Annotated in this window: 16 protein-coding genes and 2 pseudogenes; 11 read left to right on the top strand and 7 right to left on the bottom strand. The window is 31.9% G+C overall.

Annotated elements, in window-relative coordinates; all coding sequences use genetic code 11:
- Nucleotides 1-185: 185 nt before the first annotated feature.
- Nucleotides 186-1,581: pseudogene (locus HFD15_RS05275) on the bottom strand (IS3 family transposase).
- 123 nt (nt 1,582-1,704) lie between these two features.
- Entirely contained in the window at nt 1,705-2,412 is a 708-nt protein-coding gene (locus tag HFD15_RS05280) for a hypothetical protein (RefSeq protein WP_167593272.1), read from the bottom strand.
- Between the two features lie 1,069 nt (nt 2,413-3,481).
- Here HFD15_RS05280 and HFD15_RS05285 point away from each other — a divergent pair.
- The 8 genes from HFD15_RS05285 to HFD15_RS05320 all read left to right on the top strand — a co-directional run bounded on the left by HFD15_RS05285 (nt 3,482) and on the right by HFD15_RS05320 (nt 9,952).
- Nucleotides 3,482-4,588 carry a hypothetical protein gene (locus HFD15_RS05285; RefSeq protein WP_167593271.1) on the top strand — a complete coding sequence of 369 codons (1,107 nt, stop codon included), beginning with the start codon at nt 3,482-3,484 and terminating at the stop codon, nt 4,586-4,588.
- A gap of 349 nt (nt 4,589-4,937) precedes the next feature.
- Nucleotides 4,938-5,189 carry a hypothetical protein gene (locus HFD15_RS05290; RefSeq protein WP_167593270.1) on the top strand — a complete coding sequence of 84 codons (252 nt, stop codon included), beginning with the start codon at nt 4,938-4,940 and terminating at the stop codon, nt 5,187-5,189.
- A 96-nt stretch (nt 5,190-5,285) separates the two neighbouring features.
- Nucleotides 5,286-5,549 (top strand): hypothetical protein, encoded by a 264-nt coding sequence (locus HFD15_RS05295; RefSeq protein ID WP_014571793.1) that lies wholly within the window; start codon nt 5,286-5,288, stop codon nt 5,547-5,549.
- A gap of 284 nt (nt 5,550-5,833) precedes the next feature.
- Nucleotides 5,834-6,892: a Rep family protein gene (locus HFD15_RS05300; protein ID WP_167593269.1), complete on the top strand. Its 1,059-nt coding sequence runs from the start codon at nt 5,834-5,836 to the stop codon at nt 6,890-6,892.
- Between the two features lie 290 nt (nt 6,893-7,182).
- Nucleotides 7,183-7,434 carry a hypothetical protein gene (locus HFD15_RS05305; RefSeq protein WP_023163579.1) on the top strand — a complete coding sequence of 84 codons (252 nt, stop codon included), beginning with the start codon at nt 7,183-7,185 and terminating at the stop codon, nt 7,432-7,434.
- 87 nt (nt 7,435-7,521) lie between these two features.
- Nucleotides 7,522-8,787, top strand: coding sequence for a site-specific integrase (locus HFD15_RS05310; RefSeq protein ID WP_167593268.1), 1,266 nt, complete (start codon nt 7,522-7,524; stop codon nt 8,785-8,787).
- Nucleotides 8,788-9,480: 693 nt separating this feature from the next.
- Nucleotides 9,481-9,648, top strand: coding sequence for a lactococcin family bacteriocin (locus tag HFD15_RS05315; RefSeq protein ID WP_003132257.1), 168 nt, complete (start codon nt 9,481-9,483; stop codon nt 9,646-9,648).
- Between the two features lies 1 nt (nt 9,649).
- Nucleotides 9,650-9,952, top strand: a complete 303-nt coding sequence (locus HFD15_RS05320; protein WP_003132256.1) for a hypothetical protein — start codon at nt 9,650-9,652, stop codon at nt 9,950-9,952.
- A 219-nt stretch (nt 9,953-10,171) separates the two neighbouring features.
- Here the strand turns inward: HFD15_RS05320 and HFD15_RS05325 are convergent, their stop codons facing one another.
- The 4 genes and pseudogenes from HFD15_RS05325 to HFD15_RS05340 all read right to left on the bottom strand — a co-directional run bounded on the left by HFD15_RS05325 (nt 10,172) and on the right by HFD15_RS05340 (nt 12,528).
- Nucleotides 10,172-11,410 carry a glycosyltransferase gene (locus HFD15_RS05325; RefSeq protein ID WP_058208205.1) on the bottom strand — a complete coding sequence of 413 codons (1,239 nt, stop codon included), beginning with the start codon at nt 11,408-11,410 and terminating at the stop codon, nt 10,172-10,174.
- A gap of 50 nt (nt 11,411-11,460) precedes the next feature.
- Nucleotides 11,461-11,715 (bottom strand): hypothetical protein, encoded by a 255-nt coding sequence (locus HFD15_RS05330; RefSeq protein ID WP_023189493.1) that lies wholly within the window; start codon nt 11,713-11,715, stop codon nt 11,461-11,463.
- Nucleotides 11,716-12,093: 378 nt separating this feature from the next.
- Nucleotides 12,094-12,368: pseudogene (locus HFD15_RS05335) on the bottom strand (hypothetical protein).
- Nucleotides 12,369-12,429: 61 nt separating this feature from the next.
- On the bottom strand, nt 12,430-12,528 hold the full coding sequence (locus HFD15_RS05340) for a lactococcin family bacteriocin (protein ID WP_223848594.1): 99 nt from the start codon (nt 12,526-12,528) through the stop codon (nt 12,430-12,432).
- A 273-nt stretch (nt 12,529-12,801) separates the two neighbouring features.
- Between HFD15_RS05340 and HFD15_RS05345 the strand changes: the two genes are divergently transcribed.
- The 3 genes from HFD15_RS05345 to HFD15_RS05355 all read left to right on the top strand — a co-directional run bounded on the left by HFD15_RS05345 (nt 12,802) and on the right by HFD15_RS05355 (nt 14,152).
- Nucleotides 12,802-12,981 carry a lactococcin family bacteriocin gene (locus HFD15_RS05345; RefSeq protein ID WP_023163574.1) on the top strand — a complete coding sequence of 60 codons (180 nt, stop codon included), beginning with the start codon at nt 12,802-12,804 and terminating at the stop codon, nt 12,979-12,981.
- Between the two features lie 20 nt (nt 12,982-13,001).
- On the top strand, nt 13,002-13,181 hold the full coding sequence (locus tag HFD15_RS05350) for a hypothetical protein (RefSeq protein ID WP_058208203.1): 180 nt from the start codon (nt 13,002-13,004) through the stop codon (nt 13,179-13,181).
- Between the two features lie 308 nt (nt 13,182-13,489).
- Nucleotides 13,490-14,152: a CPBP family intramembrane glutamic endopeptidase gene (locus tag HFD15_RS05355; RefSeq protein WP_021214959.1), complete on the top strand. Its 663-nt coding sequence runs from the start codon at nt 13,490-13,492 to the stop codon at nt 14,150-14,152.
- 307 nt (nt 14,153-14,459) lie between these two features.
- Here the strand turns inward: HFD15_RS05355 and HFD15_RS05360 are convergent, their stop codons facing one another.
- Entirely contained in the window at nt 14,460-14,816 is a 357-nt protein-coding gene (locus tag HFD15_RS05360) for a transporter (RefSeq protein ID WP_235586237.1), read from the bottom strand.
- Between the last annotated feature and the right edge of the window lie 145 nt (nt 14,817-14,961).

The raw sequence follows: 14,961 nt of genomic DNA on the forward strand, positions 1-14,961 counted from the left end.
TTAACTCTATCTTAAACCTTCTATTAATTACAAGAATAAAAAATCCTATATATTAATATTGTGGATTAAAAAAGTATTAGAGCAATTTAATAAAAAATAAATGATAAAAAAGAAGTTTACCAAATCTTGATGTGAACCCCAAAAGCTAGACTTTTTAGACAAGAATAATTTTTTGTCTTTTTTTGTTATTTTGAATAAGTTAAACGATATTGGATTGGACTCATCCAGTTCAATTTTTTCTTAATTCGTTTCGTGTTGTAATAGTGAATCCATTTAGTAATCGCTTGTTCAAGTTCTTCAAATGAATTGAAAACATGACCATAGTAGATTTCTTGTTTAAGCAAGCCAAAGAAGTTCTCCATGACTGAATTATCATGACAGTTACCTTTGCGACTCATAGATTGGATTATTTTTTGTGATTTGAGCTTAAAAACATAGTTTTTCATCTGATATGCCCACCCTTGGTCAGAGTGGAAAGTACGACGATAGAGACAATCAGAAGTTAATTCTAAAGCCTCCTGAAGTGCTGTCGCAATAGCTTGATAGGTTGGTTGTTTAGAGATTTCATAGCTAATCACTTCGTTGTTGAAAAGGTCAAGATAGGGGTTGAGATAAAGCTTCTTTTGAACCCCTTTATCGTAATATTTGAACTCAGTGGTGTCTGTCGTTATCTTCTGATGTGGTACAGAAGTGTTAAATCGTCTGTGGAGCTTGTTCTTAGCCACAGTCCCAACTTTACCTTTGTAAGAGTTATATTTACGAGATTTATGCCAAAAAGTAGTCACACGAAGCCCAAGTTTTTTCATCAAGCGCTGAACTTTCTTGTGATTAACATAAATTCCACGTTGTTTTAATAGCTCAACCATTGGACGATACCCTGCATTAGTGTGTTCTTGACGTATTTCAAGCATGACTTGCTCAATCATTTCGTCTTTATTAGGACGTTCAAAACGATTGACCCAGTAGTAATAAGTTGCTTTAGAAAGTTCAGAAATGGCTAAGAGTTGCTTAAGTGGGAACTTGAATTCTCGTCGGAGTTTTCACAGACCACTCGGGATTTTCCCTCTTGTGTTGTTCCTGCCGTAATCTCCTCAGCCCTTTTAAATATTCAACTTCCATCCTTAAATTAAGATTGTCGTTTTGAAGCCTAGCAAGTTCTTGCTCTGTTTCATTCACCATATCTTTCGCTTTCTTAATACTTATTTCAAGCAATTCAGACTCTTTTTTAGGTCGCCCCTGAACATTAGAAAAGGCAAATTCCCCTTTTTTGCGATAATTTGACACCCATCGTGTAAGGAGTGGCGGATTATTCATTCCCAATTCATGAGCTAGTTCTCTATATGACTTTTCACTTGTTAGATATAAGTTTACCGCATTAAGTTTGAATTGTGTTGAATAAACTGTATTTTGTCTTTTACGCTGAATTCCAACCGCCCCTAATTCTTTATAAGCTTTGACCCAACGCCTGACAATCGCTTCGTTCGTGACATGGTACTTTTTGGCTAAATAATCACACCCCCCTACACCGTTATCATAATCCTGAACCACTTTTAGTTTTAGTTCAAATGAATATTTTGTCATAATAAAAGACCTTTCATATTTTTGAAAAGTCTATCTTTTGGGGGTCACTACATCTGCCGTAAACTTCTTTTTTGTTTTCTCTTTTTTTATCCTAATTGACTGAAAGTTAGTCCATCTTAACCCTCATTTATTTTTTAACCAAGCATAACTCTTCCAATCCTTAAGTTTATCCTCAAGTTGCCGATCCTTCCCCGATAAATCTCCTTGGCATTCGAATAAGCTATCATAATGATTCATGTCACTCACTAACCCTTTTAGATCTAATTCAAAATTTTCAAAAAATAGTTTTTCCCTTATGAACAGAGGGTCAAAAATGGGTAAGAAAGATGAAATTTCTTTTGTTGAATAAGAAAATCGATTAGAAGACAAGTAAGCAAACAGTGCTTCTGAAATAATATTTGCTCTTTTATCTTTTACTCTAGGATGAGCTTCAGTCAAACCCTCCCAGCGTCCTACTTCTTCTGGGAACTCCTGTTTTTCAACAAATTCCTGAAAGTCAGCGTTCATGGCCAAAGCTTCGCTATCGTAATCTGAGCGGCTCTTAAAACGTTCAATTATATCTTTCTTAGATTGTTCCCGCAAGTAGTCAAACAGCTCTTCGTCAATAATAGAGTCCTTAACCTCTTGACGATAGGCTCTTGCAGGATTTTTAGCTTTTTTTGTTGACTTCTTTTTACCAATTGGTTGAAAAATTTCGTTTCCGTTTTTTATTTTCTCTTCTATCACTTTACGAATTTGCTTTTGAAAGGCCTCTGTGTCCTCTGTATCAATTTCAAACTTCTTATACCCAATTTCCGCTATCTCAGGAACGGTAAACATCTCACTTTCCACTTTCCACACTCTCTTTTTCTTTATATATTTCTCATATAATATATTTAACCCCTTTATAAAAGGGTTTTTATCAGTAAATAATAAAAACGATTCCTTTTTTATTCTTTATATAAGATGAGATAATTATACCATAGTAAAAAAACCTTGTAAATTAATTTAATTTTTGCGGAGTTAAAAAGTGACTGAGCCTTAATAAGCAATCGCTATAAAAACGAACCAAGCCACATTTTACCGTTTCTTTATATCTACATAAACTATCCGTATATCTCTTTATATAAACACTGATATATCGCGGTTTATAAATAAATAGTTAAATTTAATTCCCTTTATATTCCTATTTTAATTTGTAATAATGAGAGTATAGATCATCATAAGGGTAAAACCCTATGATGGACTTAGTAGATTAATAAAAAATGATTAAAGGAGCAACAAAAATGAGTTCAATTTCCATCCAAACACTTAAGGATTACACCATCCGATCAATGAATATATCTCCACTGAGAAGAAAGAATTTTAAAACAAATAATGCTTTTTTTCTAATCAATTCAGCCACATTTTACCCTTTCTCTATATATACGTAAACTATCCGTATATCTCTTTATATAAACACTGATATCTCGCGGTTTATAAATAAATAGTCAAATTTAATTCCCTTTATATCCCTATTTTAATTTGTAATAATGAGAGTATAGATCATCATAAGGGTAAAACCCTATGATGGACTTAGTAGATTAATAAAAAATGATTAAAGGAGCAACAAAAATGAGTTCAATTTCCATCCAAACACTTAAGGATTACACCATCCGATCAATGAATATATCTCCACTGAGAAGAAAGAATTTTAGAACAAATAATGCTTTTTTTCTAATCAATTCAGCCACATTTTACCCTTTCTTTATATCTACGTAAACTATTCGTATATCTCTTTATATAAACGCTGATATCTCGCAGTTTATAAATAAATAGTTAAATTTAATTCCCTTTATATTCCTATTTTAATTTGTAATAATGAGAGTATAGATCATCATAAGGGTAAAACCCTATGATGGACTTAGTAGATTAATAAAAAATGATTAAAGGAGCAACAAAAATGAGTTCAATTTCCATCCAAACACTTAAGGATTACACCATCCGATTAATGAATATGTCTCCACTGATTGGAGCACTTTCCACTTATTCAAATGGGTTCTCAGTTGAGATTGATCAAGAAACACAATTAATTCTAATCATCATCCAAACCCCTTCCGCAGTCCCTTTGACTGAAAGTTTATACTTTGATATTTATCAAACCTTGAATGTTGGCTTATTTCCAGCAGTGAGCCTCATCAAACCTATTAATATGAAGTTAATCGCCCGGACCGGAGTCGATTTCTCAGAAGCACGTGCATTCGCTTATCCATACTTAAACGGAACTCCTCAACGCCTACATATCAATAACTTGGATCACTTCATCATTAAACAAAGCCAATACAAAGTAAAACTAATGGAAAATTACTTTGTAGACATGTCAAAAATCCCTGTCATTGCGGTGCAAGGTATGGTTGGTAGTGGTAAATCAACATTTATTAATTTCCTCATGACTGTCTTCAATTCATTCGCAGACTGCGTAGCCATTGACCCAAAGATGGCAGATTTGACATTAATGGCTCAGAAATTAAAGATACGGTGTCTAACCCCTCTCAAAAAAGGGAATACAGATGAATTTCTAAATTCTGTTAACGCAGAACTAGCAATGGCTGTTGATACAATTTATAAAAGACAAAGTCTTCTATTAGAGCAACCCAGCACGATCCTCAAGCCCTATTATATATTTATAGATGAACTTATTGCTTTAAAAGGACTAGCAACCTCAAAACCTGTCATCCAAACATTTGACCGGTTGATCAATATTATCTGTGTTCTAGGCAGAGCCACCTCCGTAAGGATTTGCTTTTCAGGGCAGAGCTACAGCGTCGCTGACTCCATTTCTAGTACAACTCGCTCACAAATTGGAATGGCGGTACTCCTGGGAAAGGTCTCTGATGCCACGGCTCAATTTCTATTCGATGGTAGTGTTTCGGGGATTGTAGTCCCACATGACGGTCGAGTAGGGACAGGAATCATTGCCGTAGCAGATGGAGGAATCAATGAAACAACAATTCTCCCCTTCTTAACACCAACATATTCCTTAAATTAGAAAGGTTTTACATATGAAATATTTTAATACAAAGACACACAACTTCGATTTGCGCTACTTTTTTTTGAAGTACTACTTCTTGATCTGGAGCTCTAGGGGAATTTTCATCCTCAATTTAACATTTACAATTTTTATCCATTTTATAAATATTACTTGGCTCAATCCCTTACTACCACTGTTTATTAAATTGACATTTAGCTCCTTTTTGATCTATCTCTCAAGTATTGTGATCGCCAGCCTAGCAAATCATCAGAATTACAAAAGCCTTTTTATAAGTCGAAGACAAAGCTCTAAAGTAAAGCATCGCTTTTTTCAACTCGAAGTTCGAAAAAATTTACAAAAGGGAAACTTGACAGGAGAACGAAATCCTGAAGTTAGAGCTTTAAACAAAGCAATTGCCAAAATCATCATAGATGTTCGAGGCGATAAGCTCTTTGTAATTGTTCCAGTCCCTAGAGATCATCTCACAAGCGAAGCACTTGAAGCACTTCTCCCAGCCATTCATAAATTTATTTCTAATGAGAATGAAAACTATCGTTTTAGTTCCTTTGAACGTCATGCGAATCATTGCTGGCATTGTCAAGCTAATTTTAAAAATTAAAGGCTGGTGCTGCTGGCAGAATCGCCAAGCAAGCAACCAGCCATTTAAAAAGACCAAACACTGATTGTCTTAAAAAGCTGATAGAAAGGTCATTAAATGACAAATAAAATTAACGTTGCAGTAGTTGCAGTATCTACTAAAAAAGAACAAGGGTGGATTAAATGTCAAACTCTTGGAGGGAAAAGCTGGAATGATCTCGGAATGCATTTTGATAAGGATAAATTTGCCAGTACTTTCGCAACACCCGGTCTATTTGAAATTGAGTACTCTTCTCTTACGAGTATTGAAACAGGCTATACCTCCTATCTTGTGGAAAATGCGACACTGATCAAAGCTTTTGCGACTATTTTGAAAGGTTAGAATAACTATGAATATTAATAATCCCCCATCACCTTGCGCACGGAGTCCCAATAAGAATGCCTATCAAAACGAAAAATAATTTTAAAACTATTATACTTATTGATAGGATATTTAAAAGACTTATCCGAGGGTGGGACAAGGGCTTGTAGAAATGGACCACCACTCAATTTTAAACAGAAAATAAGCCTATAAAAATTATGAAAGTAAACCTAAAAAAGGAAGTCTAATTCATAAGTCTAATAGAATAGAAAAGTGATTTCACTTAAAACTAAAGAAAGGCATTAATGGTACAGCAAACTCAAATTCAAAATATTAGATTTCATATCACTCAATTTTTAAAAAAGGAATATTGGCAAAACCCAGATATTAGCACCGTTGATTTCAAAGATAGCATAGCATTCCAAAAACAGATCTTTCGGGCCCTTATCCCCTTAGGATTAGTCAAGTTCGCCTCTATCATCCACGATAAGGACTTACAACTCGATCAAATCACCCCAAAACCTCCTCATATCCATGCCATAGTAGAGTTTGAAAAGAAAAAGGATATTAATGTCGTGGCACTCGCCTTAGGACTAGAACCTCAGTATCTTGACACAGCTAAACGAGGCCGATACGCCGAGGAAAATTTATTAGCCTATCTTATTCACGCCAAAGATAAGACAAAATACCAATATTCCCCTAAAGAAGTCTCCACTTTTGGTACATTCAATTATATGGCCTATGAAGAAGAACATCGTAAACGCTGGAAGAATCAAGCAATCGTCGCCAAAGGAAAGAAAAAAGACGAACAGCTTCCGATTTTATTGGAAGCCATTCGAGAAGGAGCGCTCAATCGAGAACAAGTTCTTGAAAACCCTGACTTTCTCTTTCTTTATCAACGTCATATAATGGAATTCCAAGCAGCTTTTGAGGGCTATTTACTCAAAGCTGAAGCCGAAACAAAAAAAGCAATCAAATCTGGTGAACTAAAACTAACCACTTTGTACATTTATGGCTTATCCAATGCAGGAAAATCCAGGTTTGCCGAAACATTGGGCGAGACCATCAAGACTAAAGTAAGAGGATGTGAAAATTGGACAAGTTATACCACAGCTTCAACGAACCCTTTTGATGAATATACCGGAGAGCAGATTGTTATTTTAGATGATTTAAGAGCAAAGAGTATGACAGCAGAAAACTGGTTAAAGGTCTTAGATCCTGAGCGCATTTCAAAAAGCGCGGCCCGCTATCATAATAAAACAATTTCTTCACATCTTATCATTATTACTGCCCCAATCTCACCCCAAAGTTTTTTTATCAAATCAGCGAATCTGAGGAACTCAATCAGTTTATGCGTCGATTAAGCCTTACGATTGAAATTTCTCAAGGAAAAAAGAACGCTTATACACCGTCAATTCTATTGAAAGAAAAAAAAATAATGGGAGACCAACGTTCCTTGAAAAGCCTTTGCACGAAAAGAAATCACTTAATAAGGCTCTTGGGAGTTGTATTGCTAAACTTTTAAACAATGATAAAACCATCAATAAAAAGCCATCTGACATTAAGGCGGCAACCTTGTCAGATGACTCTAGTCTGTTGGGATAAATGTATTTTCTACACTTATCTCCTTTATTTTAACAGAAAAGGAATAAATATGATTAATGATCTTACTTTAAAAATTGAAATTCAATTAACACTTATAATTGAAATGATAAAACAGCTCAACTCACATCAAAATTCTATGTCCATCTTGACACAAACAGAACTTCTAAAACAATTAAATATATCACCAAATACTTTGAAATCATGGGAACTTATAGGCTTGAAAAGATTAGAACCTCCAATCGAAAATACTAGAATAGCTTTTTATAAAATTGAGGATGTTATCTCATTTTTAAGCAATTAAGAAAAAAGTGCTAAAATAGATATATTCATCAAAGGAGGATTATACAACTATCTTAGCTCTTTCTTTTCAACAAGAAGGACCTACTCCATGCAAAAAGAAATAATCGTACATAACGATAAAAAGGTAACTAAAACTATTAAAAATGATAGTTCTGTCTCTTATTCACAAAAAAGTGTATATCTTGGTATTGACTCGAAGACAGGAAAACCCGTAAAAACGACAATTACAGCTAAAACCCTTAGGGCTCTTGATAGGAAAATAGTAACGGCAAAATTAGATTTTGAAAAATATGGTTCAACAAGAAAAGAGCAAGTCAAAATCACCAACTTTAAAGATCTAGCCGAAGTTTGGTTTGTTAGTTTCGAAACATGGGCTTCATCTGAGAATACTCTGAATAGAGTTCAAGGATATCTGAGTACTTACATTATTCCTCGATTCGGAGAGTATCAGCCAAATAAAATAGAGCCATCAGATATACAAATTTGGGTGAATGAGCTAGCATTAAATGCGCAAAACTCTCTAAATTCTGGAAAAAATTATTCTGAAAAGGGGAAAGCTAAGGATTTTGGAGCCATTGTTCATAAATTGTCAGATATTTTTGACTTTGGTATAACTAATTTTGGACTCAAAATTAACCCAGCTAAAACCGTAAAAATACCTCCAAAGCCGAAAGCGAACAAAAAGCGTATCATGATTTTAACTGATGATAATTTAAGTAAGTGGCTGAATTTTCTCAATGTCCTAGAAGAAAGTAGAGGAAACAGGAGATTTAAAATAATTTGTGATACCTTACTTTGTTCTGCACTCCGTATCAATGAGTTACTCGCTTTGACAATTAACGATTTAGATTTCAAAAACTCAGAAATATTGGTCAATAAAACTTTAATGTGGAAAAGAGCAAACAAACAGCTAGGGATCAAAGGAAAGGTTATTTGTAAACCAACACCTAAAACTGACTCAAGCTGTAGGAGTGTCCCAGTTCCTCTCGACACTTTAAACCACCTTAAAGAATTTCATGAAGAGATGAATCAATATTTCAAAAAAAATAACCTTGCAACATCAGATTTAATTTTTCCAACTATCTATGGGAACTACATGTGTGACAGGAATGAAAGAGTGACACTTAAAAAGCGTCTGAGAGATCTTGATTTGCCCGATTATGGTTTCCACATTTTTCGGCATACCCATGCCTCTATAATGCTTAATGCTGGAGCAAATTGGAAAGAACTCCAAGTAAGGATGGGGCATAAATCAATTGCAACCACAATGGATATTTATGCGGAACTTGCACCTAAAAAGAAAGCAGATGCAGTCAATATCTTTCTTAACAAAATTGAGGAGTTATCTTCCTAATTTAATTCGTGGCAACCTTTATGGCAACCTTTTCTAGATTAATAAAATTAAATTTTAAAACCCTTGAATTACAGCGATTCAAACAACCTAAGATAGTAAACACGTAATCTTTAAAGAAGTTAAATAAGGATTCGTTACGAGTCAATAGACTTGTAAAATATTGATTTAGAGGTGTTTGAAAAAACTTGACTTTCATTACATTTCAATAAAAATCAATTGAATCTCTACCTTTTTCTCTACCTTTGAGAAATTTATATTTGGGTAATCAAATCCACCTCCACATAAGGAAGTGGATTTTTTCTTCATTTTACCTTCTCTTAACTTTTTTCAAAAAATTCAAAACTAGATATAAAATAGCCATAACTGTTAAGTTATGAGCTGATTTTAACCACTCGCTCCATTTCTCCTATTTTTCCACTATTGTGTTTTTTTAATGAAGAAAATAGTGTTGTGAAAAATTTTAGACATGAGAATAAAAAATTAGTTACAACAAGCATCCCCTTCAAAAATGAACCCTTATCAGAATATATATCTATCAAAATAGTGATTTACTCTTACCTTATAGTATAGATAGGTAGGCTTGATTAATTATAAAAATAGAATAATATTAAGACAACATTGATGTGTAACGTATGCTAATGAAAGATGGAACGAATAGTATTAAAATAGTGATATTAAGAAAAGGAGATTATTATGGAAAATCGATTAAATTTTGAGGCTATTTCTGATGACGAACTTGCCAAAATTGTTGGAGGAGGATACCCTAATAACCAAAGCATGAATGATGTTCTTCATTGGCTCAATGGTCATAATGATGGAAATCCCAAACAATTACCTAAATGGATGGGTGGTTTAGGTTAAAATGACAAAATATATTTTTCCAAATTTAAAAGATAACCAGAGAGATTTATTCAACATTATTAATCAAATTTTATCTAGAGATAAACTTTCGATTGAAGAAAGAAAATGTTTTTTGATAGCTAAAAAAAATATTGAAAGTGGTCGAAATTTTGATCCTCAAATTAGTGAATTGATTTCTAGTTTGCAGTATCTTGCTCATTCATCTGATGTGCAGTATTTTTTTTCAGAGGCACAGAAAAGAATGTTGGTAAATCCAGGTACTGGTGGTTCTCTGTATGGATGGTCAAACTTTGAAAGCAAATAAGTTATCACAGTAAGTTTAATCTTTACTTATCATAAACTAAATATAGGTGAATAGAATAGAATTTAACTTGTCTAAGATATTAATAACAATGTAGCGATATTCATATGACCAATGTCTCATTCTACTAACCAAAAGATAGGCAAGATTTTCGCCTATCTTTTTCATTTATAAATTACATCGGATGTTGGAATAAGAAATATCACTTTAAAGATTTTGCTCCTAAAGATTATCATTCCATTGATCCCAAAAATATTTCAAATTATCATCGTTAATTTCTGTTATAATTTTTTTAGCCACTTTCTTTTTACCAGCAAGCTCATTAAGTTCTGCAATAATTAATTCTAAACTTGAGGTATCTCTATAGCTTGAATCACATAGAGTCTGCTTATCAGATTCTATATATTTTTTTAAATCTCTAATTAGATAAGTTTTACTTAAATCTTTAACACTCTCAATTTGAATCATTCCCTTGAAAAATATGAATGCCATATTATTCGGATATAATAATAAACCAACTTTCAATAGTTCATTGGCTTTGTCGTAGTTTTTCCACAAAATTAAATATGAAATATACTTTTCCAGTAGCATTTTAGTATATTTATGAATTTTTAAATTCCCTATCCGTTTTGAATATTTATTGGTTATAAATAAATGTTTACATATTAATTTTTCATATTGTCCATTAATTATTAAAGCTTCAATAGCTCTATTTGAGAGAAAAGCTACCCATCTAGGATTATCAGGCTCTATTTCAATCATCTGAAATAAAAGATTTTTATATCTTTCTTCTTTATCAAATTTAATCACCTGCTTTGTTTCAGAACCTTTATTTATTATTTGAATTCTAGTATCAATACTCATTACAGCTTCTTTTGTCTCTTTATTTCGCAGCTCCTCGTGTACCAAGCCAACAAAATTTTCTGTTTTTCGAGAATAGATACGATCAGGGATACCATATTTTGAAGATTTATTATAATGTTGTTCAAAATTTATTGCAAAAGGTTTTTCTAATACAATATATAAAACTGATACTAAAACTTTTAAATCTAAGGGCTCAGTCAAGAATACTTCATCAGAATCTAAGGTCAAAACCCAATCCATTGATGAAAATTCTGCTGCTCTATTTCTCATTAATCCATAATTTTCTTCCCAATGTAAATACTCTGTTCTGACAAAATTTAATTCCAATAAATTTTCAACTGTTTTATCAGAAGAACCTGTGTCAACAACTACATAACTATCTAAGTTAAAAGATTTGGCTGTTTTAAGAACATCAGAAACCAAGTCTTCTTGATTTTTTACTATCATTACTAAACCAAGTGTTGTTCTCTGGTAATATTCTAAGCAGTTTAGCAAAATAGTCTCGGATTTTTTTATTTCTTTTATTTTATCAACTATAACGTTATTTTTAATTAGTGGAATTACTTTATTTATTTCTTTTAAAAATTCATCTATCACATATAAATTTCTTTCATCTTAAAAAGCTCTTTAAAAAGAGCTTTTAATTATTAATTCTCAAAAAGAACATATTCTTTACTAAAAGTTTTATTTGAGACAACTAGATATTCTTTATCTTTGTAAACCAAATATTCTCCTAGTTTTCCAACTGCTGTTGACCAGGCTTGAGGAACACACAAGAGGTCAGAGTTATTTTTTTGCCAATATATTTTTCTGGTCTCAAATCCCTCAACAACCCAATCTTCGTCATATTGCTTGGAAATTTTCCAAGCATCTACAATAACATTCCCATGTTTTACTTTCATATTAACGTCCATGTCCGCCTAAAGCTTCAAGTTGAGTAGAAATATCTCCAATTGCGTGCATCGTTCCTTGATTTTTCATAACCCAATCGATCAAACCCCCTCCATTTGTTTGCAATAATTCTTCTTCTGTAAGTTCATTGAAGTTTTATAAAAATAGTTGTTCAAAATCTGTTATGTTTTTCATAATGCCATCTCCTTTAATTTCTATACTTTTATTGTATTCCTACTCCAAACTAAATGCAAGCGCTTTCTGGGCAAAAATGTGAATTTGTACACTTATCAAATGATACTAGATGCTACTTATGAAAAGATAAAAAAAGCTCCTCTACAAAGGAGCTTCTTAAAACAATAAAATTAGAATCAATAATTCTATGATAATTAAACTATCAAACCTACCATCCAGGCTTTTCTTTGATTTACTTCAACAACTTTAAAATAAAACTGATTAACTTCTTTTGATAAGGCGCAAATATTATTTTGGTCTCATAATTTTTTTCTAAAGAAATCATTGCTTTTGGAAAGTAAACATGGTTTTCGATGTTCTGAATATAAGAAGATAGTATTAATTTTTCTTGAACATTTGTTTCATTTTTGGAAGCTAAGCCAGATGCCCAAGAAGTAATTTGTTTTTCTGTATCGACTTTCTTTTTCATAAACTTTAAACCTCGGATATCTTTTTTTATTAGTGGAATGTTTTGCCCCATCCTTCTGCCATTACACCAAATGTATGACTTGCTGTGTCAGTTGTTTGTTTTTACATATTGTTTTTCCTGTTCTAGTATCTTTATACCAAGTATATGGTCCAGCACTCATGATATACTGCAAGCCTTCTCCCTTTTAATTCGATAAATTTATTATAGTTAAGTCAAGTAATAAATTCATTAACAAATGTTATCGATTCTACTGATTACCTTTCCCTATAATTTTATCCAAAAAGTAATTGAAATAAGTTTTTAGATAAAGTTATGGGAAAGGGAAACTAAGCATTATGTATTATTAGTGATAATTTTGAATTGTGAGAAAATTGTTGCGTTTTCGATTTAATCAGAGTATAATGACATTATAAAATATAAATGAGAATCACAAATGGAAAATCAATTGAATTTTGAAGTTATTATAGATGAAGAACTTGAAAAAATTAGTGGTGGTTATTTACCAATTCCAGATATGCCTGGTTGGAGAGGACAATCAACTCCTTGGTGGTGGAGCTTGAAACAATCTAATTTTTCAGACGCATATAGTAGCTTTTATAATGCTACTCACTAGTCTAAAAGGAGGGAATTTCCATGGGTTTTGGGTTCAACTTTAAAGATGTTAATGACCGAAGAATTATGAAAGAACCTATAATTAAAGATGTTGAAGAAAATTTAAGAGAAAAGGATTTTCTTGATACAAAAGTGAAAAAAAGTAGGTCGCGATTTAGATTTTTGAAAAGAGAGAGAACGTTTTCCGATAAAAATAAGTAATTAATTGATTGATGAAAAAATTGAGCTATGCTTATAAATGTGAGTTGACAGACCTAGATTTATTTTCTAGTGATGCTTGTTGAGAAAACTAATAAAGAGAGATAAGCTTATTGATATTTTAAATAAGAAATTTGTATCTTTAGTAATGGACAACTTTTCAAAGTAGTTATAGTATAGGTGTAGTTCACATTTTGATGAAAACTCACTCAAGTTTTTGTAACACAATTTAAAAGAATCAATAAGGCAAATTTTACTAAGGGAGGACTTTTCTCCCTTAGTTTGCGTTTAAATAAAAATTAAGAGGAAAAATGATAAATATTTGGAATAAATCTAAAACAGTTATATTAGCACTATTTTTACTATTTCTTTCACAAGTACCTTTATATTACGTAGAATATGAAAATGAAAGGCAAAATCTATTTGGAGTTGCAAATAAAATTACAGTGAATTTCATTTTAATTGGTCTGTTGATTATTTTAATTGCTATAATGTTAGGCATAAAAAATGGATTTTACAAAAACGCTAAGAGAACGTTAGAGTGGAAGAATATTATATTAATCTTAATACTGATAATACCTTCAGTTGCATTAGACATATTATTTAGCCAGTTTATACAGTTCCATCATTTGGGAAGAATGGATAACCAAATAGCAATAGATAGTGTAATGGGTTCATTGTTGTGGTTTGGCAAAATCTTAGGAGTTGCATTACTTGCCCCAATACTTGAAGAAAGTATTTTTAGAGCATCGATTTATAAAATATTTAGCAATAATAAAATTGCATTTGTTTTTTCCAGTTTATTATTTACATTTATGCATAGTGGCTATAGCTGGGTTTTTCTTATTTATCTACCTATGAGTTTGGCGGTAACGTTTATCTATCATCGTAGAAGAATACTAACAGACTCTATCGTATTTCATTCATTCTTTAACTTATTGATTACTTTTGTTAACTTTTTAATGGTAAATTAGAGGTATATGGAATACAGAAACTCATTTGCTTATCATGATTGAGTTCCCGAGCGCGAACGGGAAATTTATTCCATCAAGGATTGAAGTTTGCGAATACTTAGATTCTTTTGTACAATAAAAAATCCAGTCTCTGATTCACATATCATCAGAGACTGGGTTTTTACTTTTATTTAAGTATTACTCAAAAACATCATAAAATTTATCATTTTTTTAATTGTATGTCTTACCAATTGCAAAAATATAGAAAATACTACCTACAAATGCAATTATTAAACCCAGTAATACCATCCAAAGAATATTTTCTCCATTATGAACTTGTCAAGGGTAAGCAAAAGCCTAACATGGATATTAATGGTGTATAGGTTCTTTTGTTATAAGTATTCCAATTTAATAGTAAGGAAATAAAACAAATCAAAATTCCTAGTACATAGACAAAAATTAATAAAAACGAATCTAGCTGTGCAAAATTACCATTAAGCTGAAGTAACCCTTTTGATAAAATTGAACTCATCTTATTATGATAATCAATATCATTGTTGTATTTAACCAAATCTAATTTATAAAAAGTTGAATTAAACATGATATAAATTACTGTAATAATGGTAGCAAATATTGTATAAATGAGTAGTAACCAGCGTTTCAAACTACTGAATAGTGGGTTCATGTTGCTTTCGTCCTTTCATTAATTTTTGCTGTTCTCATTGCAAAATATGATTCTTCTCAAGCTTTCTAGAAATCAAACTATTTTTAAATTTTGCAATGCAACCTAATTTGTGCAGTCCTAAACCTTGATTCAGAGATCGAAATAA

It is taken from the genome of Lactococcus sp. EKM203L (genome assembly GCF_011800585.1).
Classification (GTDB): Bacteria; Bacillota; Bacilli; order Lactobacillales; family Streptococcaceae; genus Lactococcus; species Lactococcus lactis.

What these genes read in the sequence shown, in the direction of transcription:
- HFD15_RS05305 (WP_023163579.1), top strand. Translation starts at nt 7,183, where the DNA reads ATGATTAATGATCTTACTTTAAAAATTGAAATTCAATTAACACTTATA.
- HFD15_RS05315 (WP_003132257.1), top strand. Translation starts at nt 9,481, where the DNA reads ATGGAAAATCGATTAAATTTTGAGGCTATTTCTGATGACGAACTTGCC.
- HFD15_RS05285 (WP_167593271.1), top strand. Translation starts at nt 3,482, where the DNA reads ATGATTAAAGGAGCAACAAAAATGAGTTCAATTTCCATCCAAACACTT.
- HFD15_RS05345 (WP_023163574.1), top strand. Translation starts at nt 12,802, where the DNA reads ATGGAAAATCAATTGAATTTTGAAGTTATTATAGATGAAGAACTTGAA.
- HFD15_RS05355 (WP_021214959.1), top strand. Translation starts at nt 13,490, where the DNA reads ATGATAAATATTTGGAATAAATCTAAAACAGTTATATTAGCACTATTT.
- HFD15_RS05360 (WP_235586237.1), bottom strand. Translation starts at nt 14,816, where the DNA reads ATGAACCCACTATTCAGTAGTTTGAAACGCTGGTTACTACTCATTTAT.
- HFD15_RS05350 (WP_058208203.1), top strand. Translation starts at nt 13,002, where the DNA reads ATGGGTTTTGGGTTCAACTTTAAAGATGTTAATGACCGAAGAATTATG.
- HFD15_RS05320 (WP_003132256.1), top strand. Translation starts at nt 9,650, where the DNA reads ATGACAAAATATATTTTTCCAAATTTAAAAGATAACCAGAGAGATTTA.
- HFD15_RS05330 (WP_023189493.1), bottom strand. Translation starts at nt 11,715, where the DNA reads ATGAAAGTAAAACATGGGAATGTTATTGTAGATGCTTGGAAAATTTCC.
- HFD15_RS05300 (WP_167593269.1), top strand. Translation starts at nt 5,834, where the DNA reads ATGGTACAGCAAACTCAAATTCAAAATATTAGATTTCATATCACTCAA.
- HFD15_RS05340 (WP_223848594.1), bottom strand. Translation starts at nt 12,528, where the DNA reads ATGAGTGCTGGACCATATACTTGGTATAAAGATACTAGAACAGGAAAA.
- HFD15_RS05295 (WP_014571793.1), top strand. Translation starts at nt 5,286, where the DNA reads ATGACAAATAAAATTAACGTTGCAGTAGTTGCAGTATCTACTAAAAAA.
- HFD15_RS05310 (WP_167593268.1), top strand. Translation starts at nt 7,522, where the DNA reads ATGCAAAAAGAAATAATCGTACATAACGATAAAAAGGTAACTAAAACT.